The organism is Flavobacterium amniphilum, assembly GCF_023634845.1.
Classification (GTDB): domain Bacteria; phylum Bacteroidota; class Bacteroidia; order Flavobacteriales; family Flavobacteriaceae; genus Flavobacterium; species Flavobacterium amniphilum.
In genome coordinates this window covers 79,535-104,129 of record NZ_JAMLJL010000007.1, presented here as the reverse complement: position 1 = coordinate 104,129, position 24,595 = coordinate 79,535, and the positions used below count along the sequence as shown (strand labels likewise).

Here is a 24,595-nt window from a genome sequence, read left to right as displayed (position 1 = left end):
ACTGTATGAAACAGTCTTAAAAAAAGCCCTTCACGCCGCTTTACTGACATGAAGGGCACAACTAAAAAACAAATTAAAAAAACCAGTCTTACTTGTTGACAATCATGAATTCAGAACGTCTGTTTTGAGCATGATCATCATCTGTGCAGTTTGAACCGCAATTTATTTTTGGTGTAGAACTACCGAAACCTTTTCCTGAAATTCTACTACTTGATATTCCTTTTGAAATGATGTATTGAACCGTAGATTGCGCACGCTGTTCCGAAAGGTTCAGGTTATAAGCTGCACGTCCTTTGGTATCTGTATGTGATTTAACAAGGATCACCATTGACGGATGATCATTCATAACTTTTACTAGCTTATCGAGTTCACCCGCTCCCTGAGCAGTGATATTACTTTTATTGAATTCAAAATAAATCGGAGCCAACAGCACTTCGGTATCAGTGATGATCACCTCAACAGGGGACAATTTTGCTTCTGTTAAATTTTCACCCTCTTTGGTTTTTGCAACCGGATAAGAAGCTGCATCAAAATTTTCGGCTGAAACCCTGAATTCATAAGCTGCACTACATTCCACATCATAACTCACTTTACCTGAATTATCAGTTTGTTTTGTTGTGATTGTGTTTCCTTTATCATCCAAAATAGCAACCGTCACGTTTGCTAAAACCAACCCCGTTTTTTTATTGGTTACCAAAGCTATCGCTTCTGCTTTACAAACCGGAATTGCGGTATAAATAGCATCCGTTCCGTTTCGGTTTGAAGAAAAGTAACCGGTATTCAGCGTGGTGTTGAAACTAAAAGAGAAATCGTCTTTTTCGGTATTAACAGGTTTTCCCACATTTTGGGCTTTATCCGAGGAATTCAAGTCGGATTTGAAAACATCCAATCCTCCAAAACCTTGTCTCCCTGATGAAGCAAAATACAATACGTTATCCCCGGTTACGAACGGAAAACTTTCTTTTCCCGGTGTGTTTATCTGATCTCCCAGATTTTGAGGACTTCCGTATTGATTTCCGACGACCGACACTTTCCAGATATCTGATTCGCCCAATCCTCCCGGCATATTAGAAGCAAAATATAAAGTCATTCCGTCTTTGCTCAAAGCAGGGTGTGTCACCGAATAAGCCGTACTGTTGAATGGCAATGCTTCGATATTTGTCCATTTTCCGTCAACCTTTACCGCTTTATACAATCCTTGCTGACCAACTTTTACATTGCTTTTTTTGTCTTTTCCGAATTGTCCCCCACTGTGACCGTCTCTTGCAAAAAACATCGTGTTTCCATCTGCACTTATGGCTACCGGACCGTCATGAAAAGCAGTATTCAACTCATTAACAGCTTTCGGTTCAGACAAATTACCGTCTTCTCCCCTAACCGATTGAAAAATATCAACATAGGGCTGGTTAGCCCATTTATCCTTCTTATTCCCTGAATTCCGCGTACTCACAAAATACAGCGTATTATCGTTAGCCAATACCGCACCGAAATCACTTTCCGTTTTAGTTTGAATATTAGTTGTAGCTACATCAAACAGTTTCGATTTGCTTCCCAGACTTGGGATGTAATTTGGATTTGATTTATGCTCGATTGCTCTTGAATCATTAGACATTTGTGCGGCAAAAGCATCCATTTGCTGATTGGCTTCATGGTATTTCCCTAATGTTTTCAAAGATTGTGCATAACGGTAATGCGTTTCAGGATCAACTTTTCCTTCAACAGCTTTTGCATACCATTTTACAGCTTCTTCCGTATTGAAAACATTGTAATAACTATCAGCCAGTCTTGTATACACATAGCTGTTAGCTCCTTTTCCGCCTGCCAGTTTAGAATATTCACCAATTGCATTGATGTATTGGTAACTTTCAAAAAACTTATCGGCCCTTTCGGTAGATTTATCCTGCCCGTAACTTACCGTCAAAAGCAACAATAAACCCATTGTTATATATCTTTTTTTCATTGTTTTGTCGTTTAGGTTAGAAGAATCTTGGTGAAATCGAAACTTTTTTCGGGAAATTCAGATCAAACAAAAGCATTACTTCATGTGAAGAAGTAGCTGCGATTTTTAAATCGGAAACAATATGATCGTAGGCATACCCAATTCTTAAACCTGGTGTAATAGCATAATTCACCATGGCTCCGAAAGAATCATCCATTCGGTAAGTTGCTCCTGCTTCAAACTTTTCAAAAAACAGAAAGTTAGCAGACAAGTCAAACGATACAGGTGCGCTAAACGCCGATTTCATCATGAAGGAAGGCTTGAATTTCGTTTGTTCCGAAAGGTTAAACACATAACCGCCCGTTAGGAAGTAATGTTGCGTCTCACTTCCAAAGTGGTATTCCTGACCGTTTTTAGTAACATCAAGATGCTTACTGTTCAACATATTTGGTACTGAAAAAGCCAAATAGTAGTTTTTAGAATAGTAAAACAATCCGGAACCAATGTTCAAATAAGCTTTATTCGTATTTTCACTGAAGGCAGCATCACCTGAATCCTGGATATGACCGTCACCGATATCAGAGAACAAACCAATTTTGTGTAAGGTTGCTCCCGCCTTGATTCCCATTGCCAGCTTATGATTTCCTCCCAGATTTAACGTATAGGAGAAATCTGCGTAAATATTGTTTTCATCAACCGGACCAATTTTATCTGAAATAACAGAAAGCCCTAATCCAACATTCTTACCTACAGGACCGTGTACCGACAAAGTAGCTGTTTTTGGCGCTCCATCAATGTTTACCCATTGCTGTCTGTACAATAATCCAACTGATAAGTTCTCTTTTGAGCCTGCATAAGCAGGATTCATGACGTTCATATTATACATGTACTGTGTATAATGCGGGTCTTGTTGTGCCTTTACATCAAACCATAACATCGTCATTACTATCGAGGCTAAATATATTTTTTTCATTGTGAGCTATTGCTTTATATTGTTAATAACAGTCTGCCTGAATGGCATATAACAGACAGACTGTTCTTCATTTAACTCATTGATTCATTATCTGTTAATGTATACCCAACCGGTCACAGTTGATCCGTCAGCTTTTGTAACAGTATAGAAATAAGTACCATCCGGTAATTTTTCCCCTTTATTGGACTGACCTTTCCATTGTGTTGTATAATTTCCGCTGAAAGCATACACTTCAGTTCCGTAGCGGTTGTATATAATCAAGCTTCTTACATCTAATCCCGTTAAATCAAAAGTTTCATTGCTTCCGTCATTGTTTGGTGAAATACCTCTTGGAATGTCCACACAAGAAGCATCAATGGTCAGCGAAACTGAATTCGATGCTGCATTAGTACATCCGTTCTGCAGAATTTCATAAGTAACCGTATAAGCACCACCTGAACTTCCCAATAAATTGATTTCACCAGTTACCGAATCGATATCCAATCCGTTAGGCTGTGCGCTAAAAGTACCACCCGAAGTAAAATTCGGATCTATTGTTATCACCGGATTTGGATCATTTTTACAGAACAATACGTTGTCGTAACTGAAGCCTACATTCGGAACAACGGTTGGGTTAACCGTCACTTCAATAGCAGCTCTTGGGCCAATACATCCGTTAGCATCAACTGCACTTACATAGTAAATTACTGAACCTGTAACTGACGTATCCGGAATTGGAGCCGTAGTTGAACCTGTACCCCCTGTTGGTTGCGTAAACCAAAGTAAAGTATGATTAGCCGGAGCCACAGCTGTTAAAGCAGTCGCCGTTTGATTCGAACAGTAGTCAACTTGTGCTGTAACTGTCGGAAGTGTTGTAACACCTTGATAAGTAACAGTCACGGTAGAATCACAATAGCGGGTTTTCCAATGATAGATATAAACACCCGGAGTTGCAAATCCTGAAACAGTAGCTGTTTTGTTACTTGGTGTATCGATAGTGGTTACCGCAGGATTTGAAGCATCCGCAGACCATTCACCAATACCTTCTGCTTCAACCAAAGTTGATGCCTGGCTACATCCAAGAGTAATGGCGTCATTTTTAACCCTGATATTTGCTTTAAAATTAGCCGCATCCAGAATGTGTCCGATAGCATTTTCTACAACACGGAAAATAAAACGTGTTTTGGTTTGACCATTCGGAACAGTATAACTGCCCTGAATTAAATCCCAAATCAAACTATCTGCATGGTCTTCAGCAATCACGGTAAATGGTCCGGAAGGTGGTCCTGCAAACAATTGAACCGTTGTTCCTGTTCCGTTAGTGCGTCTGGTTGCACTTGCAAAACTGTAATCCATCACAGTGATTTCCGAAGTATCGAAATCTTTATACAATCCTTTTATATTAGGATCATTAGGATCCCAGTCATCTGCACCATCCTGTGTTAACTGAAGATACTGTCCTCCTTCATAAGCTATAGCATCACCAAGGGTACTTTCTTGATAGAACACTGTTTGCCAATCGGTATTTACTCTCCAACCCGGTATTACTGTTGCATCAATAATCGTAGAAATTCCTGTCACATTTTGCATCGGTAATTTTTCAAAACTATAATTGAATGCATTCATATTACAGGTATCAGCCGGCGCACTTACACAGATGTCAAATCGCTTGTCATTTGGTCCTGAAGCATTAAGTGTTAATCTGACTTTGTAAGTATTGCCCACAACCAATTCTGAAGAATACATAGTGACTAAAGAATTGTTATCACTGCAGGCTTTCTCAACCAGAGAGCCATTAGATTGTACTTCATACAAAGACATCATCACTTTTGGCCAAACTCCCTGATAGCTACTGGTATAGTAACTACCCGGATTGAAATTGCTCAATTCAACAGTATGCACTTTTGATGTTGCTACAAATTCATACCAAATATCTCCACCATTTGTGCCCCCACAAGTTGTTGGAATATTCGAAGCTGTTGCTCCTATAAAAGAAGCATTTGTTCCCTGAGATGAACAAGTCCCGTTTGAATTCACCTGAAGACGGATCGCCGTTGTTGGTTCATCATTTTTGATAAATACTTTTGGTCCTGTCCAATAACTTTTCGAAGATCCGCAAACCGCTCTTACAAAATATTCATTGGTTCCAGCCAAAGGATAAAAGAAATCTGAAGCCTGAGGTGTATAAGACGGAATACCATTACTAATTACAACTCCTGATTGTGGGATTGTACCATGACCTAATGGCTGAATGGCAACTTCCCATTGGGTTTCTGAACCACCCGAAGTCCAAGATAACACTCCTGTATTACTTACTGTAAGGTTAGTTGGCTGTGGACAGGTAATTGCTCCACAAGTTGCAGTTCCTGTATAAATATTCGTATTTATAGTCCCCAAACCAAGCGGGCTGGTCCATACCACATTACCTGACTGATCTTTGATCACTGCTTGTGCCTCAGAATATTGGGTTCCGCTACCAGATCCATCCCAATATAAACTGAATTCAACTCCTGTACATAAAAACACTTGGTGATCCAGTACAGTTGGCTGATTAGGTGCATCTATCGGAAAAGTAAGAGTTTGAATCACTGTACCATTTTGAACCACATTCAAACCACGGTATACTTGTCCTGTATTTCCATTACTTAGTGAAATCGTATATTGGCATACATTTGCCATGTCACATTTGGTAAGAATATCAATTGGTCCTACCCATGTACTTTGCGAACTTCCGCTACAAACCGCTCTCACATAAACCTGATACCTGGTAGAAGGCGTAAGCCCTGTAACTGTATAAGGATGTGCCGAAGCCGTATGCAAATATTGAGGAAGGGTACTGCCCACCGGAGCAGGCGTACCAAAAGGCTGTACTGATAATTCCCATGATGTTTCAGTACCTGCCACCCCCCAGTTAATGATAGCAGTTGTATCCGTAATGTTCCCATTTACAAGGTTAATTACTGGTGGACATACCGGAATATCTTCCACTATCACATTATCGATAAAAGTATATTGACCTCTGTAATTCCAAGGATTTGCCGGGTAAAATGGTGTATGGAAACCGATATTAATATCTGTTGGTGATGTAATATCTGTCAAATTAATAACCATTTCACGTGTTTCCTCATTATTGATAACTTCATGAATAAATTCAACATGCAGTACACCTGCTTGGGTTACAGTAGCATTTTCAGACAATGTAATCGTTAAGCCGTTTTTAGCAATAACGGTAGTACCGTAAGGAATTGGGAAATCAGGAATATACACTCTGTCTCCTACTCTTACTCTTTGACTTGAAGCTACGGTTATTGTATTACTCCCAGCTGTAGTTCCGCTTGCGTCTGTAGTAGTTGCATAATTATTTTCATATAAAATAGTTGAAAACTGACTTGTAGCAGTACCTCCTGTTGAAAGCATTACTTTTAAATCTTCTTCAAAAAAGTTATTATACACTTTATAAGAAAAACGTAGCCTTTGTCCTGCTCGTGCTTTAAGTGTTGGTGTAATTAACCAGTCATTGTTATCACCGTTCATTCCTGTAAACAACGCTGCCATTTGGTCACCGGCAATAGGCTGAACCGTTTGGTTAAGACTCCAACTGTTGCCATCAGCATTATCATTCACAATTTTCCAACAGCTTTCTGTTGATGAAGTAGTATCAAACGTTTCAAAAAACGGTGTTTGTAAAGGATTACAAGCGGTTCTGAAAACAACCGGACCAACCCATTCACTGCTTTCTGTGGCATTACAAACCGCTCTGATGTAATATTCATAAGGTCTGTCAGGCGTTAAACCAGTAGCATTATATGAAGGTGTGTTATTAACGGTCGTACCTGAACCGGTAGGAATCCCTCCTCCTTGTTGCTGAATAACAATTTCCCATTTATTTTCAACATTTCCTGCTGTCCAACTCATATTAGCTGTGCTGGAAGTAACATTTGAAACTGTCAAATGAGATGGGTTTGGACATGGTGGTGCATTTTCCACTACAAAATCATCCACCACAATAATTCCCGTATTACTCGGATCTGACATGTTAGGAGGAAGTCTGAAAGCAAAATACGTTACTCCGGTTCCATTAAATAAAACTGAATCTTCCATAAAACTTGGATTCGCGAAATCATGCATCGGAATCAAAGTTGTATACGTGCTGAAATCAGGTGTTGAAGACATCAATACTTCAAAATTTCCTCTTGGAGCCGGGAAAAAAGGTGATGTCACCACTCGGTATTTAAAGCGTACTCTTTTAGCACCAACTGCATTAACAGGTGCACTGATCAACCAATCGTTGTAAGATGCAAACGGTTCAAAAAAGTTAACCGGCTGTGGATATATTGATGCTTCAGTTCCACTGATTCTCCATTCTGCAGGATCGTCATCAACATTATTTGTTGACCAACAGAATTTTTTAGTGTTTACATCAGTATCATTAAAACTTTCGTAATATGGAGTTGGCTGTGCAATACACAAAGTATTGAAATTAGCCGGACCTGCCCAAGTACTTTGCAAAGTAGAAGAACAGTAAGTTCTCACGTAAAATTCGTATCGTGTCGAAGGATCCAAGCCTGTGATAGTATATGGATTTGTATTCACAATATTCACAACGGCTCCTGTAGCCGGAGGGGTTGTTGGAGTCCCTGTTCCCAAAGGTTGCGCTACCAATTCCCATTGACTGCTATTGTAACCGTTAGTCCATGAAACCTGTGCCGAAGTCGACGTTATGGAACTCACATTCACTATCGGATAACTTGGTTCTGAACAAGCCGGAAGATCTTCAATACAAACATCATCAATGTAAATCCATGTTCCGGTTTGATTAGCCCCAGACGGTATTATCCAGGCAATATTGATATCTCCGACAATATTTGGTAATGGCACCACCATTTCAATAAAATTATAGGCGGTAGTGTATGATGCCAAAGGAACAACTGTTGTTGTAAAGTTTTGACCACCAATTCCCGTAGTCGAAATTTTAACCTCAAAAGAACCCGGTCCTCCTGTAGGATTATCTACGATAAGCCCCCAGTTTCCGTAAATATTGTATTTAAAACGCAATCTTTTTTGTGTAACCCCATCCAAATGAAATTGAGGAGAAATCAACATATCATTAGTATTTGTACCTGCATTTGAAGTACGCAATTTTGCTACCGGCTCATTAAATCCGTTATTACCAAAATGGAAAAAATCACTGTCATTGTTAAGATTTAACTGAGACCAGCAATCATTCTTCGCCGAATCTTCGAATCCATTACAATAAGGCAATGGTAAAATATTACATGGTGTTCTGAAAGTTAAAGGAGCTGACCATGCTCCCGGTGTACCACCACAAACAGAACGTACATATACATAATAAGTTGTAGCTGCAGTAAGTACCGGGCTAGGATTATTGCTATTTGTACCCGCCGGATTGATAACATCTGTGCCATTAGGGGTTACAGGAGAAGTTTTTACTACATATTCCCAGTTACTGACTAAATTCTGAGGATTATCCCATGAAAAAGTCGCACTTGTTTGTGTTAAATTGTTATATGATAATCCTGAAGGAATCGGACAAGATGGTTGCGATAACGTAAATGTGAAACATATACTTGCGCCTGGTTGTGTATCGCTATGCGGAAAAGGCGAAGAAATCACAAAATAATACGTTTGACCAGCCAACATGTACATGTTTTGAATCTGTCCTGATGTTGCACCTGATGACTGGCCAGTTGTAATTGACCCCAAACAGTTTGCCGTAGTACCTATGTTACAGCTGTCAAAAATAAAAACACTTGATAGGTTATTGTAGCATCCTGTTGAATAGTTAGTAGTTACAGCCATATTCACGTTTACCAAGCCTGAAGTTGCCGGCGTATAAGATAAAAAGGCGTGATCACCATACAACCAGTTTTGCGTTGATCCAAAAGGCTGGCAACTTAAGCTCTCTGAATCTAAAGGTGTATAGTTTTGAGTATCGTGAAACGTATCGAGGTTAGTACTTAATACGTAAGGTGTTGTTGAAATATTTGCAGGAATAACTATCGGGGTTGCACAGGACAATCCCAATTTAGCAGTTGTAATCTTAAAAGGTCCTGCCCATCCGCTGGCTGTTGTAGCATCACAAATGGTTTTTATGTATACATCATATGTTGTCCCATTATTAAGAGGAGGAGTCCCGGCTGTAGTTAAATTAGTTGCATTAAACGAGGTTCCGTTTACAGGAGTACCTGTTGCCGCAGGGGCAAAATTCTCATCACCAATTTGAATTTCAAAATTGTTTGCTAAAGGATGTGTCCAGTTTATGTTACCACTGTTAGCCGACATGATTGAAGTGATTCCGGCAACTTTGGCACAACTTTCAATTACCCTCACATTATCCACAAACCAAATATCACCACTGGTTCCGGAAAGGTTTGAAGCATCCTGATTTGTAACGGCAACAAACGCTAAATAGACCGGTATCCCTTGCGGAATAGAAGGAAGCGGAACAATTTTTTCAGCATAAGTCGTTGCCGGAGTATTTAGTTGGGCCTCTGTCCAAGAAGCTACCACAACATTAAAACTGCTGATATCAGGCTGCGTAGCCGTAGAAAGTCTCAACTGATAAACCGCACCTTTATTGACAAAACTTCCCTGCTTAGTCCAAAACCGGATTTCCGGATTGTTTGGGGTTGTAAATTGTGGGGAAATCAGAAAATACTCTGCAGTTGTCCCAACAGTATTGTTTAAGGCAGGATTCACTTTGGCCCCCGGAGTGCCTAAATAGCCTTCGGCGGGAGTTGTAGCAATCCAATTGTTCGTTACTGTCTGACTACTCGTAATAGCCCAAGTGGCGGGAATTCCTCCACTGAAATCTTCTAAATTCAATTGTGCCGAAGCTACATTTGAAAATAACCCGAACGTAAAAATCATCAGAATGGCCATCCCGTAATTTTTCCTGAATTGGAGAAAAAACCGGGAAAGAAACAGCCAATTTGAAATGTGTACTTCTTTTCGCATTTTTTTTAATTTTTTTTGGGGGTTGAAAAATAAAAACTGATATTAAAAATGGGAGCAAGATGATCTTAAAGATCACCTCACATCCCATGAAAATTATTTTTTGACAACTTTAAAAAGTTGAACATTTTCTTCTGAATACACTTTGATTAAATAAGTTGACGCTGCAAACCCATTAAAATCAAATTGAACTGTATCAGTATTAACATCTAACACTTTTAATTTTTGCCCTAATAAATTATAGAACTCAACTTTTGTTATTGCATTTTTTGCCGTAATTGTTAAATGATCTGTAACCGGATTTGGATAATATTTCAATCCTTCTATTTCAAAATCATCATTATTCAAACATGGTCCTTGTGCAAATACTCCAAACCTCGGTCCTTCACAACCATTTACAGTTTGTGACACATAATAAGTTGTATTGGCAACTGCTGTTGTTGAAGTTGGCAATACGTTTCCTGAAGTAGCAGCATCATACCATGTAAAAGTTGCCCCACTGTCTCCATTAACAGAGAAATCTGCTATAGTACCTGTTAAACAAGTATCCTGAGAAGTTGTCCCGGTTGGTGCCAAAGTGTTCACAACAGTAGCCGTTACCGGTACTCTTACTGATTCACATATTTCATCATAAGTCAGATTATGGAAACAGTTTGTTGCATTAGCTGTAGTACTGATCACATCATTAAGACCTGAAACATTACCTGTAAGTTTAAGTGCAGAGCCTGTCGGATAAGTTATTGCAGCTGTACTGTTTCCTAGTGTATTGGTTGTTGCAGCCAGACCATACGTTGCCACTAATCTGTAATCTTTACCTACAGGAATAGCATAATTAAGTGTAACGACCTGAGAGGTTGTACCAACAGTACCGGTTACCAATGTTGGCGTAAAAGTTACGGGAGTTGTTCCTGAAACAACATTTCCAGCAGCATCAAACAATGCAATTGTGATTGGTGTAAGTGCCGCAGTGTTTTTAGGATAAACCGTAACCGTTTTTAATTTTATATTGTTTGTCACATCAAACGCGATACCTTTAAATAATGCAGATGAAGCAGCTGTTCCTGTGTAAACTCCTGTATTTACAGAACCTGCTGATTCTGAGCCTGAAGCCACATAATAAGTGGTAGTTAAAGAAACACTAGGACTGTAAGCAGTTCCAGTAGCAATCAAATTACCACCTGAAGCTGCATCATACCAGTTTAGGATTGTGCTTCCTGATGCAGTTAGATTAGCAGTTCCGCTAGTACAAACAGAAGCTCCGTTCACACTGGCATTTGAAGCTGATACAGTAATAGTAACCGGTGTAGAAGTTCCCGTGCTTGCAGAACAAGTCACATTACATTTATACATGGTATCTACAGATGGAACTGCAATGTAAGTTGCTGCATTAGCACCTGAAATAGTATTCCATGAGCTTCCACCATTCACAGAACTTTGCCATTGATAAGTTACACCCGCTCCAGTAGTAGGACTTGCTAAACTTAACGTAGTTGATTGTCCTGAGCAAACTGAAGCAGAAGATGCCAAAGTCGCCCCAGGTGTTGGAGTTCCTGTGCATCCAGTTCCTTCAGAATAAGAAAAGTTACCTAAGAAACCACCTGTTTGAGGAGTAGTTAAAACAATTGAAGGAAAAGCCGGTATAGAGAAATGAGCAGCGTCAAAAGTTATCGCAGATGCCGGAGACGAAACGATATCATATGTTCCTTGATCAGCAGCAGCATGAACAATAACATTTGAAGCTGTAACTGAAGAACTTGAAGCCGCTAATCTTACATTATAACCTGTAAAAATTCCTGCAGCACCTACTCTGCTAACTTTCCATCTGTTAGTACTTAAATTTGATCCGTTAACAGGGTTAACAGTTCCTGAATTCGTATCAAAAGCTTCAGCCATCAATTCAACACCACCGGTTGAGGAAATTAAGATTGGAAGGTATTTCCCATTTTTCCCTGTAGGGAACAATTTTAATTGTCCAATGGTATTATCAAACCTGTTAGCGTGAACACATGGTCCGTCTACATAAGCTGTAACGCTACCTCCACTGAAAGCACCTCCAAAATATGTTGTCCCCATAACATCTTGAACACCACAATAAATCGGGTTAGCAGCTGAAGTATGTAGAATACCATTAGTTAAAGTAACTGAACCCCATACCCTGAAATTAGGCACCTGTAAAGTTACCCCAGCAGAATTTGCGTTGTTGATAGTTAAAGCCGATAAAGCATAACCTGCTAAAGGTCCGTTAGTCAATGACCATTGATTTGTTTCCCAAATCCCTGAGCCCGAAATTGTCTGTGCTAGTGTTGTTGGTACAGCTGTACCATTAATTAAGTTCCCTAAAGTTAAACCTGTGCCGGCTGAAGGGAAATTGATTGTACCGTTATTTATAATATTACCTCCAACATAAACCGTTGCATTCGCAAACGTCTTTCTAAAAGCACTTCCGGCAGTAACCGTAAATGCATTCTGAACGTTCATATTGTAAGCGTTATTAGCATTATTGCTGCTCACATTCATAAACCTGTTGTTCCCGTCAGGTGCATCAACTGTTAAGTTCCCTAAAGAGAATAATCCTCCCAGTGCCTGAAATTGACAGTTAAATCCTGTTGAGATCAGCGATGTGTTTTGCGCTGATATACCATCCCCAATTTGAAGTGTATGATTCAGTCCTGCAGCATAGTGAATTGGCGACGCATAAACAAATGAACCACTTGAAAGTGTATTGAAAGGATAAAAATCCATAACCAGAGGAGACGGAGCTCCAACTTGGATAGCTTCAGATAAGGTTACTTTCGCACCTGTTACATCAGTTACAAATGTTCCTGGCTTGATACCTGTCCCTGAAACGGTCATCCCCGCAACTATGCTAGGATTGGCGGCTGTTAAAATTACTGCGTATGATCCCGGATTTACCCCTGTAAAAGTCAATGTCTGTGGAGTTGCGATTGGAGATATAGCTAAACCCGTAACTGAAGACGATAAAGTGATTTTAACAATATTAGTTGTCGAGTCATTATTAAAATTTATTCCTGTAATAACTGTCCCAACTGGTATACCAGGACCAGAAACTCCTGTCCCTATTGCTAAGTTAGCATTCGTTGCATTAGCTTCAACAACTACAGCAGAACAATTGTTTACCATAGAAGAGAAATTAAGAGGAGTTGCTGCTGGAACAGGTGCAGTAACCGGAGTTGATAGTGTTAATGTTACCGGAGGATAAGGGAATCCAAAGGCCCCCACTGTAATAGCTGTAATAGTTGTACCTGCAGGAATATTAGCATGTCCGGATATCACCTGACCAACCGCAAAAACATTCACAACATTACCCATACTGGCTGAACTTCCGGTAATACTTCCGCTAACAGTAAAAGTACCTGTAGCTCCCTCTGTATTCAATGTGTAATTCCCTATTGAAGTAGCAGAAATTGGTGATCCAATATTAACCAATGGATCCACAATTGTAATTTTACCACCAGTTAAGGCTAAATTTGAAGTTTCAATTTTACATGAAGTACCTCCAAAAGCAACTGAAGTTGCTACATCTCCATTATTATTACTATCGATGATAATTTCACCGCCTGTCTGATTAAAGAAACTTCCGGTTTTGTGAGCAACAAAACCGTTCACTTTTAAATTACCGGCAGTCATTGTATGTGTACCGTAATTGTAGAAAGCAGAATTGTTATTGGTACAACCTACCGTCATTGTAGTGGCACCCGCATTATTTGTCAAAGTACCTCCTTTATTGATAATTACACCTGCAGCATTAGCTGTCGTTGTAACCGTAACATTATGTCCGTTAGCAATAGTAGCCACATTACCACAAGCAGGAACTACACCTCCAACCCATGTAGATGGAGTATTCCAGTCACCTGAAGCTGCTGATACAATACCGGTTGCTGTATTCAAAACAGAAGTAGCATTAACCCCAACATAAACAGGAGAAGCAGTCAAATCAGCAAAAGGTACTCCTTTTCTGAAAACAAATGGTTGTGCTGTTCCATCCTGATGTATACCGGACATAGCAGTTGACAACTTCATCAATCTTGAAGAACCATCGATGGCCTCAAAACCTCCGTTTGCATATACTCCAACCCTATTTGTTGGTGTTGTAGCGTTTGGTACATAAACCAGAGCCGGTCCTGCCGGAATAGCATTACTGTCAGGAGTTGAAAAAGCCCAATTCCCGTTATATCTTTTATTGATTGTATAACTTCCGTCAGCAATCGAAAGGCTTCCTGTTGCCGTTGTCGCATCAGTATAAGTTACCGCAACTTCACCAGCAGTAGTCGGATTGGCTTCCGGCAATAAATACAATGATCTGTCCAAGCCTGCATTACTGATAAAAGGATACCATAAAGGCTTATAATTATTATCTGTTCCCGGATATTCGGTTCCCGGTTGTACATCTTTAGTATTTGAACCTGAAATCCATCTTGAAATCATTCCGCTTGTAAAACCGCTACCCAGTACAATTGTGGTTGCATTTAAAGAACCAAAGTTTCCAAGTACTAATCGGTTACCTGAAGTAACACTTACCCTTCCGCTTGTTAAAATTAAGCCACCATTAATCCTTACACCGTTTACATTCCAAATAACATTGGATGTAGCTGTATTTGTATTGGTAACTTCCAATTGGTTTAAAACACCGGCTCTGTTACCAAATGCGTTAGTACCTGGTGCAGATCCACCCATAAAACCAGCAGGATCAACTGTTATCGTCTGAAGCAAAGACCCGTTAAGTGTCAATCTTCCCTGAAAAGCCGTAGTAGTACCAAAACTACTGTCAAATCTGGCAGTTGGCCCTACATCTAAATTATGTCCTAATTTTAAATATTTACCGTTTGTGCTGTCATGATTATTGAATCTTGCCCCGCCCGCAGCAAGGTTTAAGTCGTTATTGATGGTGAATTCATCCATAACAGTACTTATGGCATATTGCACCAAAGTATTGAGTCCCGCCAAGATTAAATCCTCGCATCCTGAATATCTTGAATCGATCATTACTGCTTCGTTATCATTATCAAGGATTACGGTATCTGCAAAAGTTGGTACTTTTCCTCCATCCCAAGTATTGGTTTGTGACCAAAGTCCGGATTGAGCACATGTAATTTCTTCAGGTATTCTTGATGTAAGTGAAATATTATCAATTGCTGCCGGAGGAAGTGTTCCTGCGGAAGAACTGTTTGTCCATACGAAAATCAAACGGAATGTTGTTCCTGCAAGTGACTTTGGAACAAATGCTGTAGTTTTTGTAGTGGCTACCTGCGGATTAGAGTTAAAAGAAATTAAGGTTGCTCCCGGCCATGACACTCCATATGTGAATGGTGAAGTCACTTGAGTGTTGGTTCCTGTCACCGATTGGGTAACCGGTGCGGCCCATACTTGCCATCCAGCTCCTGAACCCGGTGCAGATTTTACATCAAAAGTCAGGGTAATTGCTTTTTCAGCGGAAGGAACAGTAACATCTCTGTAAAAATATAAAGTTCTGTTACCTGAATAACCTCCATAAGAATTAGTCACCCCATTATCATTAGTTACATAAGCAGCATTACCTGAAATCGCAGCCGATGTAGCATTAAAAGTTAACGTTTGGGCCACAGCAAGAGCTGTTCCGTTAATAGATGCTTTCGATAATCCTAATGCCGTACCATTGATACTCGCTACATAAGTATTAACATCTATAAATCCAGGTATCGGAGCAATAGTCATTCCCACTGATATGTTAGGATTAGCCGCAGCCAGAGTAACTGAATAGGTATTGGCAGCGATTGAAGCAGTAGTCAACTGAGTAGTACTAACACTGATTCCTCCTGTAAATTTCCCAAAACCTAATGTAATACCTGAGCCACTTGCAGTAGCATTTTGGGATAGTGTTAATGTTGTTCCTGAAATACTTTGAACAAAAGTATTAACCGGGATATTAGTCCCGTAAACCATTTGCCCTTGGATAATGTTTGCATTTGCAGCTGTTAAAACAACTGTTGCAGATGAAGCTGTGGTCGTTCCAACTGATGTTGTTCCTGACGCAGCTGTACCAACTGTCCATTTAATAGGACCAGTTCCCTCATTGGCAACCGTCCATCCGTTTGCCGCAAATGTATTTCCTAAATTAAATCCACCATTTGTTAACGGATTAATTAATGTAGTTTGTGAAAACAAACTACCGGAAAAACAAAAAAGTGACAAAATCAGAAACACACTATAAAGTAGTTTGTCCCGATCTTTAAAAACAAAGTATTTTATCACTTTGTTAAATGGTAATTTTTTGTGCATAATCATACTATTTTTTCGGTTAGCAGTTCAATGCATAAAAATAGACAGACAACACATACACATAGCGTCTATGGCTTTGTCATTTACTGAATTTTGAAAGCAAAAAAAACTTCAAAAACCCCTATAAAACAAGACATTAGACCAACCAAGCATCAAAATCAAAACCCCATAAAAACAGGTTGTTTTTATGGGGTTTTGGCTACATTTTTACTTGTTTCTGAAAGGTTTCTTATTAAAAAATAAGCAGTAAAAATGTTAAAATAACTTCAATTTAGAAAAAACTACTTAAATAAGTAATTAAAACAAAAAGTTACAATAATTTAATTATTATGTTATTTTAACAAAAATATCTCAAAAATAAAGAGAATGAAAGAGTCGTAGAAATTTCAAAAAAGGATTATAAAAAAATCAGATGTTAAACTTCTTCGTTACCGGATTTATCGTTTTGTAGTGTTTGAATAGTCCGATGAAGCTTTTCAATTTGAGCTTCCGATCTTCTTACATAAATCATAAAAGCAGCTATTAAAAAACCAGACACCATAAGAACAATAATTATTGCATACCAAAACTGAGGAATTGCATCCTCCATTTTCTTCTTCTCTTCCTGTTCTTTTTGAAGAAGAGAATCACTTACCGAAGTCCGCTCCTGCTCTTTAAGCTTTCTTTGCGTTTTTAGGTATGCTGTCCGGTACTTAGTATATTTCTTCCAATCATTTAGAGCAAGGTAATTTTCCGACAGCCCTTTGAAAACTTCCTGATTTAAAACCAAGTCATTAACATCCTTGGAAACTACCAATGCTTCTTCCAGAATTTTTACGGCATCCCTGTACTTGCCTTCCATCGTATAAACCTGAGCCAATCCTTTTTGGGCAAACGCCAAAAGACTCTTGGCATTCGTTTCCTTAGCATAATCGATTGATTCCTGAAAACTCGTTGTAGCCGATTTTGTATCCGACATCAATAGATAGCAGTTCCCTTTATTATACTTAGCAATACTGATTTTACTCGCATTCGTCTTTAAATTTTTATCCAGAAGCAATTCAGTTATTCCGCGGTCAAAATAATTAATCGCGATATCACAGTTTAATTTTTCCTTGTAAATAAACCCTCTTACAATATAATTCACACCCAGAAAGGAATGAACAGAATCCCTCGAAGAGTATTCCATACTTAGTTTTTCAGCTTCGTCGAGATATTGAATTGATTTATCATAGACTTTTAACTGATGGTATTGAATCCCGGCTTTATTAATTATCAAAATCTTCAAAAGTTTATCCTTTGATTGCGGCAACAACTCATTTGCTTTTATAACATATTTCAATGATTGCTTATAATCTCTCTTTGAAGAATAGCCATCTGATATTAATTTATATCCCCTTATTTTAATATCCACATCACTCTCCGATTCATTTACCACAAGCTTTCCTGCCGCAATAACCGCATCCGGGTTCTCATACATTTTAGCAGCATTTGCCTTGATTACACTGTCAAGACGCTCTGAATTCTGCCCATCAACCGAAACCGTCAAAAAAACAAAAACAATCAGGATAAAAAAATGCACAAATGAATCAATCTTTAATTTCATGCCAGTCGTTTAAAAATTAGCAACTTCTTTTTCATCTTTCAGAAGCTCGATAAAGGTTATGGGAGCAATCCCGGTAATCGATTTAAAAACTGTCGCAAAACTACTGTGCGAAGAAAAACCACAGGTTTCAGCCAGATAACTAATCTTGTAATTAATAAAATTAGAATCGGATTTTAACTTTTTAACTATAAAATTAATACGGAGCTTATTAATATAAGTATTGAAGTTGACATTATAGTGTTTATTAATAACCTCTGATAAATATTTAGTATTTGTTTCAAATTGACCTGCCAAAACCGCCAAAGACATATCTTTATTAGTAAAACGGGTCGAATTTTCAAAACGCTTCAATTTACTTAAAAGCAATTGCTCAGTTTCCTGAGGGACAAAAAACTTTTTACCAACATCTTTCTTTTCGGTAAAACGGATAATGAAATTATTCCGGGTTACTTCCAGATAACTGATGATTTCATTAAGCCTTTTCTTCTTCCAATAATATTTAAACCAAACAAATCCGCATCCCATCAATATTACCAGAAAAAGTGACAACACCACATAAAGTTTAGTGAAATATCCACCCAATTGACTTTTATAATATTCTTCCTGCTCCTTAACAATAAGATTGTAAGCCGTATTAACAGATTCCTGATCGGCATTTTCCAACAATGCCTGGGTTTTTAAAAATTCATGGTTATACCGTTTATAATTAGCACTGTCATTTAAAACAATAAAATTAGCAACCAATAACTTATTAGCCGTATCTATATAATATAAATTTTGAAGCTTATTGGCAATTTCCAATGCCTTCATAAGATCCCGGGTTCCGTCTTCAGGCACTTTTTCATGGAATTTTATTGTCGCTAGCCCCGTTAAGGCATAAAATTCAGCAAAAATATTCCGTTCTTTTTCCTTATCGAGAGAATGCAAAACCTCGTTGTAATAAAATTTTGCTTTATCAAAATCACCCAACCCAAAACTAGTTCTGCCTTTTATAATAGTATACTTCAGATTAAGAAACGGATAATTTTTCAAAGTAGACTCAAATGATTTTTCTTCTTTCTGCAATTTCCCGGAAGCTTCTTTATAATTCTGACGCTCCAACAACAAAGCCAGTTGCTCAAGGCTAATAGAAGTTTCAAGGAAATCTTTAACTGTTTGATCTTTTATCTGCAATATTTCCTCTTTGGCAAGTTCTATATATTTCCGGGCTTGTTTGTCCAGATACAAAGTCCGCAGAACAATTGATTTCTCAATCAAAATCTGAATTCTGTCAACAGGAAGTATCCCCGAAGCATTTTCATCAGCCAGATACAAATAATTCAACACATTATTATGATCCCCTTTGACTTTGTAAATTTCAGCAATCAAAAAATGAATTCTGGTTTTTTCAACATCAGAAATATTACCATTCAAAAGATGTTGGGCAATTTTCAAAGCATCATCAGGCTTGGAATAAATCAATTCCTCCGACTCTTTAAACAAAGATTCACGTTTTATAAAATCCTTCGCTTGCATTCCACCAGCAGCCAAAAACACATTCAGGTTAATTAAAATCAAAAGGAAAAATGTAATTTTCTTATCTCTCATCTGAATTTGTTTTTTTGAAGCAAGCAATTTGTAAGGTCACACAAATGTATCTATAATGTGAAAGTTTTAAAAATCCTTTGCTTAACTAGTAAAAAACAGTAAAAAATTATAATTTTATTTTTATTTAAATTTAACAAAATTCAAACAAAATAAATAAAATTTTAAGTATTTTAAAGTCAATTTAGCAATAAATCAGAATTGTTTAAAAAAAATAACGGAAATGGGCTATTTTGTGATTTTAAAAAACAGATTTTACCCTCTTATTTAACGATACCTTAACATCTTATAAAAGATAAAAAGGCAAACTTTACTGTTGTTTTTTTAACCGATTCTAATAGTAATGAAAAGAAAATTTTTTTTTATCATTTTAACATTAATACTTAATTTCTCACTTTTTTCACAGGAAAAGTTCACTTTTAGCGGAACCGTATCAGATGCAAAATCCAATGAGAAGCTAATTGGTGTGGCAATACAGATAATCGAAACCGATGCAATTGTCTACACAAACGAATATGGTTTTTACTCTATAACACTTCCCAAAGGAACTTATACTGTTGACTTTTTCACTTCAGGCTTTACATCGCATACTGAACAACTGGTTTTGGACAAAAACATGAAACGGAATTTTTTTCTGAGAGAAGAAAACAAACAAATCAAACAACTTGATGAGATTGCCGTAACAGCAAAAAACAGAGCAAACATCCGGAAACCTGAAATCAGCATCAACAAACTTACTATACAAACTATCAAGCAAATGCCGGTCGTATTAGGAGAAGTAGATATCATTAAATCACTTTTATTCTTGCCAGGAGTAACCAATGCCGGTGAAGGTCAATCAGGATTCAATGTCCGCGGAGGAGGTGCTGACCAGAATCTGGTATTGCTGGATGAAGCAACCGTATATAACTCTTCACATGTTTTTGGATTTTTCTCTGTCTTTAATCCTGACGCCATCAAAGACCTTAAGCTATATAAAGGAGGTATTCCGTCGCGTTTTGGAGGCAGGGCTTCTTCAGTTTTGGATATTTACCAGAAAGACGGAAACAGCAACAAATTCGCCATGAATGGTGGAATCGGATTAATTACGAGCCGTGTATTGGCCGAAGGTCCGATTGTAAAAGAAAAAGGCTCATTTCTATTCGGTGCCCGCGGTTCTTACGCGCACTTATTCTTAAAATTTACAGACAATGACAACAAAGCTTATTTTTATGATTTAAACACCAAACTGAATTACAAACTAAACAATAACAATAACTTATACCTTTCAGGATATTTCGGAAGGGATATCTTTACATTAAGTGAAAGTTTTACCAATACGTATGGTAACAGCACCCTTAACTTGAGATGGAACCATTTATTTTCAGACAAATTATTTTCCAATCTGTCCCTAATTTACAGCGACTATTACTATGGTCTGAAACTCGACTTCATTGGATTTAACTGGGATTCAGGAATCAAAGCCTACAATCTGAAATATGATTTCAAACATTATCTTTCAGACCGCACTAAAGTAAATTACGGTGCAAACGCTATTTATTACAATTTTAATCCGGGAACAGTAGAACCAATCGATGATGAGTCTTCCATCAATTACCGTCAATTAGACAGGAAATATGCTCTTGAACCTTCATTCTACTTCGATGTAGAACAAAGCCTAAGGGAGAAAATATCCATATCTTACGGTTTGCGCCTGAGTTTGTTTTACAGATTGGGTGAATCTACCATCAATTATTACGAAAACAACCAACCGGTGGTTTATGACGAAGAATTGAAAATTTACGAAAAAGGAACTCCAATCAGCACCCAATATTTCGGAAGAAACAAAACAATCGAGAACTTCGGTTATTTCGAGCCACGCTTTGCCATGTCTTATGAAATCAATAAAGACCAATCGGTAAAAATGGGTTATAACCGAATGGTACAATACCTCCAATTGATTTCAAACACTGCTTCTCCCACCCCGCTTGATGTTTGGACTCCGAGCGACAATTATATCAAACCTCAAATTGCAGATCAGATATCATTAGGCTATTTCAAGAACTTCAAAGATGATAATTACACTCTCGAACTTGAAACCTATTACAAAGGCGTACAAAATAGGATGGACTATATTGACGGAGCCGATTTAATTGCCAATGAAGCCATTGAACAGGTTATTCTCAACGGACGCATGCGTTCTTATGGACTGGAGATGCTTTTACGCAAAAACACAGGAAATTTCAACGGATGGATTGCATACACCTTATCAAAATCAGAACAGCAAACTCCGGGAAGAACCCCAACCGAAATTGGTATCAACTACGGAAAATGGTACCGATCAGCTTACGACAAAACCCACAATGTGGCAGTTACCGCCAGTTACAAATACAACGACCGATGGACATTCGGAGGAAACTTTACCTTCCAGTCCGGGCAACCCGTAACCTACCCGGCAGGGAAATATGTATTTGAAGATGTAGTTGTTCCGTACTATAATTCCCGCAATGACAACCGTTTACCGGCTTACCATCATCTTGACGTGTCAGCCACTATGAAAACACGTCAAAAAAGAGAAAAAAAATTAAGCAGTGAGTGGGTTTTCAGTATTTACAACCTGTATAGCAGAAAAAATGCCGCTTCCATCAGTTTCAGCCAAAACAGTGAAACCGGTAAAAACGAGGCAACGCGCTTATCAATATTCGGAATTGTTCCGGCAGTTTCTTACAACTTTAAATTTTAAACCATGAAAAAGTTTTTATTCATCATCGTTATAGTTTTCTTATCCGTTTCATGTCAGGACACTGTTGATATTCCACTCAACACTGGTGAACCTAAATTGGTCATCAATGCCATAATTAAATGGCAAAAGGGAACCACAGGTGAAAACCAAACGATAAAGTTGAGCCTCACAAACGACTTTTACACAAATGATATTATTTTTGCCAATGGAGCAACCGTAACCGTGACCAATAGCAGTAATACAGTTTTTAATTTTGTTGAAGTGCCTGATTCAGGTGATTATGTTTGCAATAACTTTATTCCGGTCATCAATGAAGACTATACACTTTCAGTAACTTATCAAGGACAAACTTACACTTCTACTTCAAAATTACTGGCCACTCCTCCTATCATCAATGTCCAACAGGAAACAGTACCGGGACCAACAGGTGAAGACGAAATACAGGTAAAATTCTTCTTTCAGGACAATGATGCAGAAAACAATTTTTACTTACTGGGAGTTAAAAACTCTAAGAAAAAAGTACAGGAATACGGAGTCGTAAGCGATGAATTTTTTCAGGGAAATGTGATGTTCGGATTTTACGCAAGTGAAGTGGAACAGGGAAAAACATTAAAACTAGCACTACAGGGAATTACCAATTCATATTACAATTATATGAACAAATTAATCCCGATTGCAAGTACAAATACCGGAAACCCTTTCGCAACGCCACCGGCGACACTCAGAGGCAATATTATCAACCAAACCAACATTGAAGATTATCCGTTAGGTTACTTTGCTTTAGGCGAAATTGACACACGGGAATATGTTGTCCAATAATTTCTTACTTTTGAAGGCTCATTTTTGAGCCGAATCCGAAATCTGAAATCAAATGTCTTCACACCATATCGTACGGGATGACCAGGAACCTGCTTTAATTATTGCCAATGGAGCCGAATGTTCCCGTGAATTAATGGATCAATTACTGGAGTGGTCACCGCTTGTAATTGTATTGGATTCGGCAATAGAACGGGTATTGGAATTGGGTATTAAAATCGATGTCTTACTCGGCGATTTCGACCGTGGTTTTGATGCCGATTACTACAAAGAAAAGCAATATCCGCTAGAAGTCATCCACACGCCGGACCAGGACAAAACAGATCTTGAAAAAGCTTTTGACTTCCTGATTGAAAGAGGTCATAAAGCCGCCAATGTAATCTGGGCAACGGGAAAAAGAGCCGACCATACCATTACAAACATTACAAACATTGTACATTACCGTAACCAATTGAAAATTGTCATCCTCGACGATCATTCAAAGATTTTTTTATTACCGAGGAAATTTGAAAAATGGCATACAGCCAATACTCCCATTTCATTAATTCCAATTGGACATGTATCTGGTATTACCACACAAAATTTATTCTATCCGTTAAAAAACGAAACACTTACCATAGGCTACAGAACCGGCAGCAGCAATCATGTAATCAAGGACGGGTTAGTAACAATTGAATATACCGGAGGAGATTTACTGATGATGGAATGTTTCGATTAAAAACGTAGCCAAAATTCTTCTTACCTTTGTACCTCAGATTTTTTGCTCCCGAATAAATGAAACCAAATATAACTCCAGAAAAAAAGAATTTACACCCAAGAAACCCACACCGTTTTGGGTATGATTTTGAGCAATTGGTTTTAGCCAACAAGGAATTAAAAGAGTTTCTGACAACAAACAAATTCAATCCTGATTCTGACGAAAAAACAATCGATTTCAGCAATCCGAAAGCCGTAAAAGCACTCAACAAAGCACTTCTGATCAGTCATTATAATATCGCCGACTGGGATATACCGGAAAATTACCTTTGCCCTCCAATTCCGGGAAGGGCCGATTACATTCATTATATTGCTGATTTATTGGCTGAAACCAATAACAAAATCATCCCCGAAGGTTTAAGCGTACAAGGCTTGGATATCGGTATCGGAGCTAACTGCATTTATCCGATAATCGGCAACGCTGTATACAACTGGAGTTTTATCGGAACCGACACCAACGAAGAATCGCTTCAAAGCTGTAAAAAAACCATTCAGAAAAACCCAAAGCTGATTGACTCCGTCAGTTTACAAAAACAAACAGAATCCCGGTTTATTTTCAAAAACATCATCGAACCTGAAGATCGTTTTGCATTCACCATTTGCAATCCTCCTTTTCATGCTTCTGCGGCAGAAGCCGTAAAAGCCACATCCAGAAAAGCTAAAAATCTGCAATACAAACAGGCATCAAAACCGGTATTGAATTTCGGAGGACAACACACAGAATTATGGTGCAACGGCGGCGAAATAGGTTTTCTGACCCAAATGATTTATGAAAGTGTAAAATACCCTCAACAGGTACTATGGTTTACCACATTGATTTCTAAAAAAGAAAACCTCAACAAGATTTACAAACTGCTAAAGAAAGTCGGAGCCATTGACGTTAAAACCATCGACATGGCACAAGGTCAGAAAACGAGCCGTATGGTGGCATGGACTTTTCAGTCGGAAGCCCAACGTAAAAACTGGAAATTTTAAGTTTTTTTATAGTCC

10 protein-coding genes are annotated in these 24,595 nt (G+C 38.3%); 4 read left to right on the top strand and 6 right to left on the bottom strand.

Annotated features, from left to right (window positions below):
- Positions 1–88: 88 nt before the first annotated feature.
- The 6 genes from NAT51_RS09735 to NAT51_RS09710 all read right to left on the bottom strand — a co-directional run bounded on the left by NAT51_RS09735 (position 89) and on the right by NAT51_RS09710 (position 19,314).
- Positions 89–1,960, bottom strand: a complete 1,872-nt coding sequence (locus NAT51_RS09735; protein ID WP_250598508.1) for an OmpA family protein — start codon at positions 1,958–1,960, stop codon at positions 89–91.
- 16 nt (positions 1,961–1,976) lie between these two features.
- Positions 1,977–2,912: a PorP/SprF family type IX secretion system membrane protein gene (locus NAT51_RS09730; protein WP_250598506.1), complete on the bottom strand. Its 936-nt coding sequence runs from the start codon at positions 2,910–2,912 to the stop codon at positions 1,977–1,979.
- 87 nt (positions 2,913–2,999) lie between these two features.
- On the bottom strand, positions 3,000–9,869 hold the full coding sequence (locus tag NAT51_RS09725) for a choice-of-anchor J domain-containing protein (protein ID WP_250598504.1): 6,870 nt from the start codon (positions 9,867–9,869) through the stop codon (positions 3,000–3,002).
- A 93-nt stretch (positions 9,870–9,962) separates the two neighbouring features.
- Positions 9,963–16,142, bottom strand: a complete 6,180-nt coding sequence (locus NAT51_RS09720; RefSeq protein ID WP_250598502.1) for a T9SS type A sorting domain-containing protein — start codon at positions 16,140–16,142, stop codon at positions 9,963–9,965.
- A 415-nt stretch (positions 16,143–16,557) separates the two neighbouring features.
- Complete coding sequence (locus NAT51_RS09715) at positions 16,558–17,727, bottom strand: tetratricopeptide repeat protein (RefSeq protein WP_250598500.1); 1,170 nt, start codon at positions 17,725–17,727, stop codon at positions 16,558–16,560.
- 9 nt (positions 17,728–17,736) lie between these two features.
- The gene (locus tag NAT51_RS09710; protein ID WP_250598498.1) at positions 17,737–19,314 is read right to left on the bottom strand and encodes a helix-turn-helix domain-containing protein; all 1,578 of its coding nucleotides are present in this window, start codon (positions 19,312–19,314) and stop codon (positions 17,737–17,739) included.
- A 340-nt stretch (positions 19,315–19,654) separates the two neighbouring features.
- Here NAT51_RS09710 and NAT51_RS09705 point away from each other — a divergent pair, with 340 nt between their 5' ends.
- The 4 genes from NAT51_RS09705 to rlmF are packed head-to-tail and all read left to right on the top strand — an operon-like array spanning position 19,655 to position 24,580.
- Positions 19,655–22,033 (top strand): TonB-dependent receptor, encoded by a 2,379-nt coding sequence (locus NAT51_RS09705; protein ID WP_250598496.1) that lies wholly within the window; start codon positions 19,655–19,657, stop codon positions 22,031–22,033.
- A 3-nt stretch (positions 22,034–22,036) separates the two neighbouring features.
- Positions 22,037–22,852 (top strand): DUF4249 domain-containing protein, encoded by an 816-nt coding sequence (locus tag NAT51_RS09700; RefSeq protein ID WP_250598494.1) that lies wholly within the window; start codon positions 22,037–22,039, stop codon positions 22,850–22,852.
- 52 nt (positions 22,853–22,904) lie between these two features.
- Positions 22,905–23,567 (top strand): thiamine diphosphokinase, encoded by a 663-nt coding sequence (locus NAT51_RS09695; RefSeq protein WP_250598492.1) that lies wholly within the window; start codon positions 22,905–22,907, stop codon positions 23,565–23,567.
- Between the two features lie 56 nt (positions 23,568–23,623).
- Positions 23,624–24,580 (top strand): 23S rRNA (adenine(1618)-N(6))-methyltransferase RlmF, encoded by a 957-nt coding sequence (gene rlmF / locus NAT51_RS09690; RefSeq protein WP_250598483.1) that lies wholly within the window; start codon positions 23,624–23,626, stop codon positions 24,578–24,580.
- Positions 24,581–24,595 lie beyond the last annotated feature (15 nt).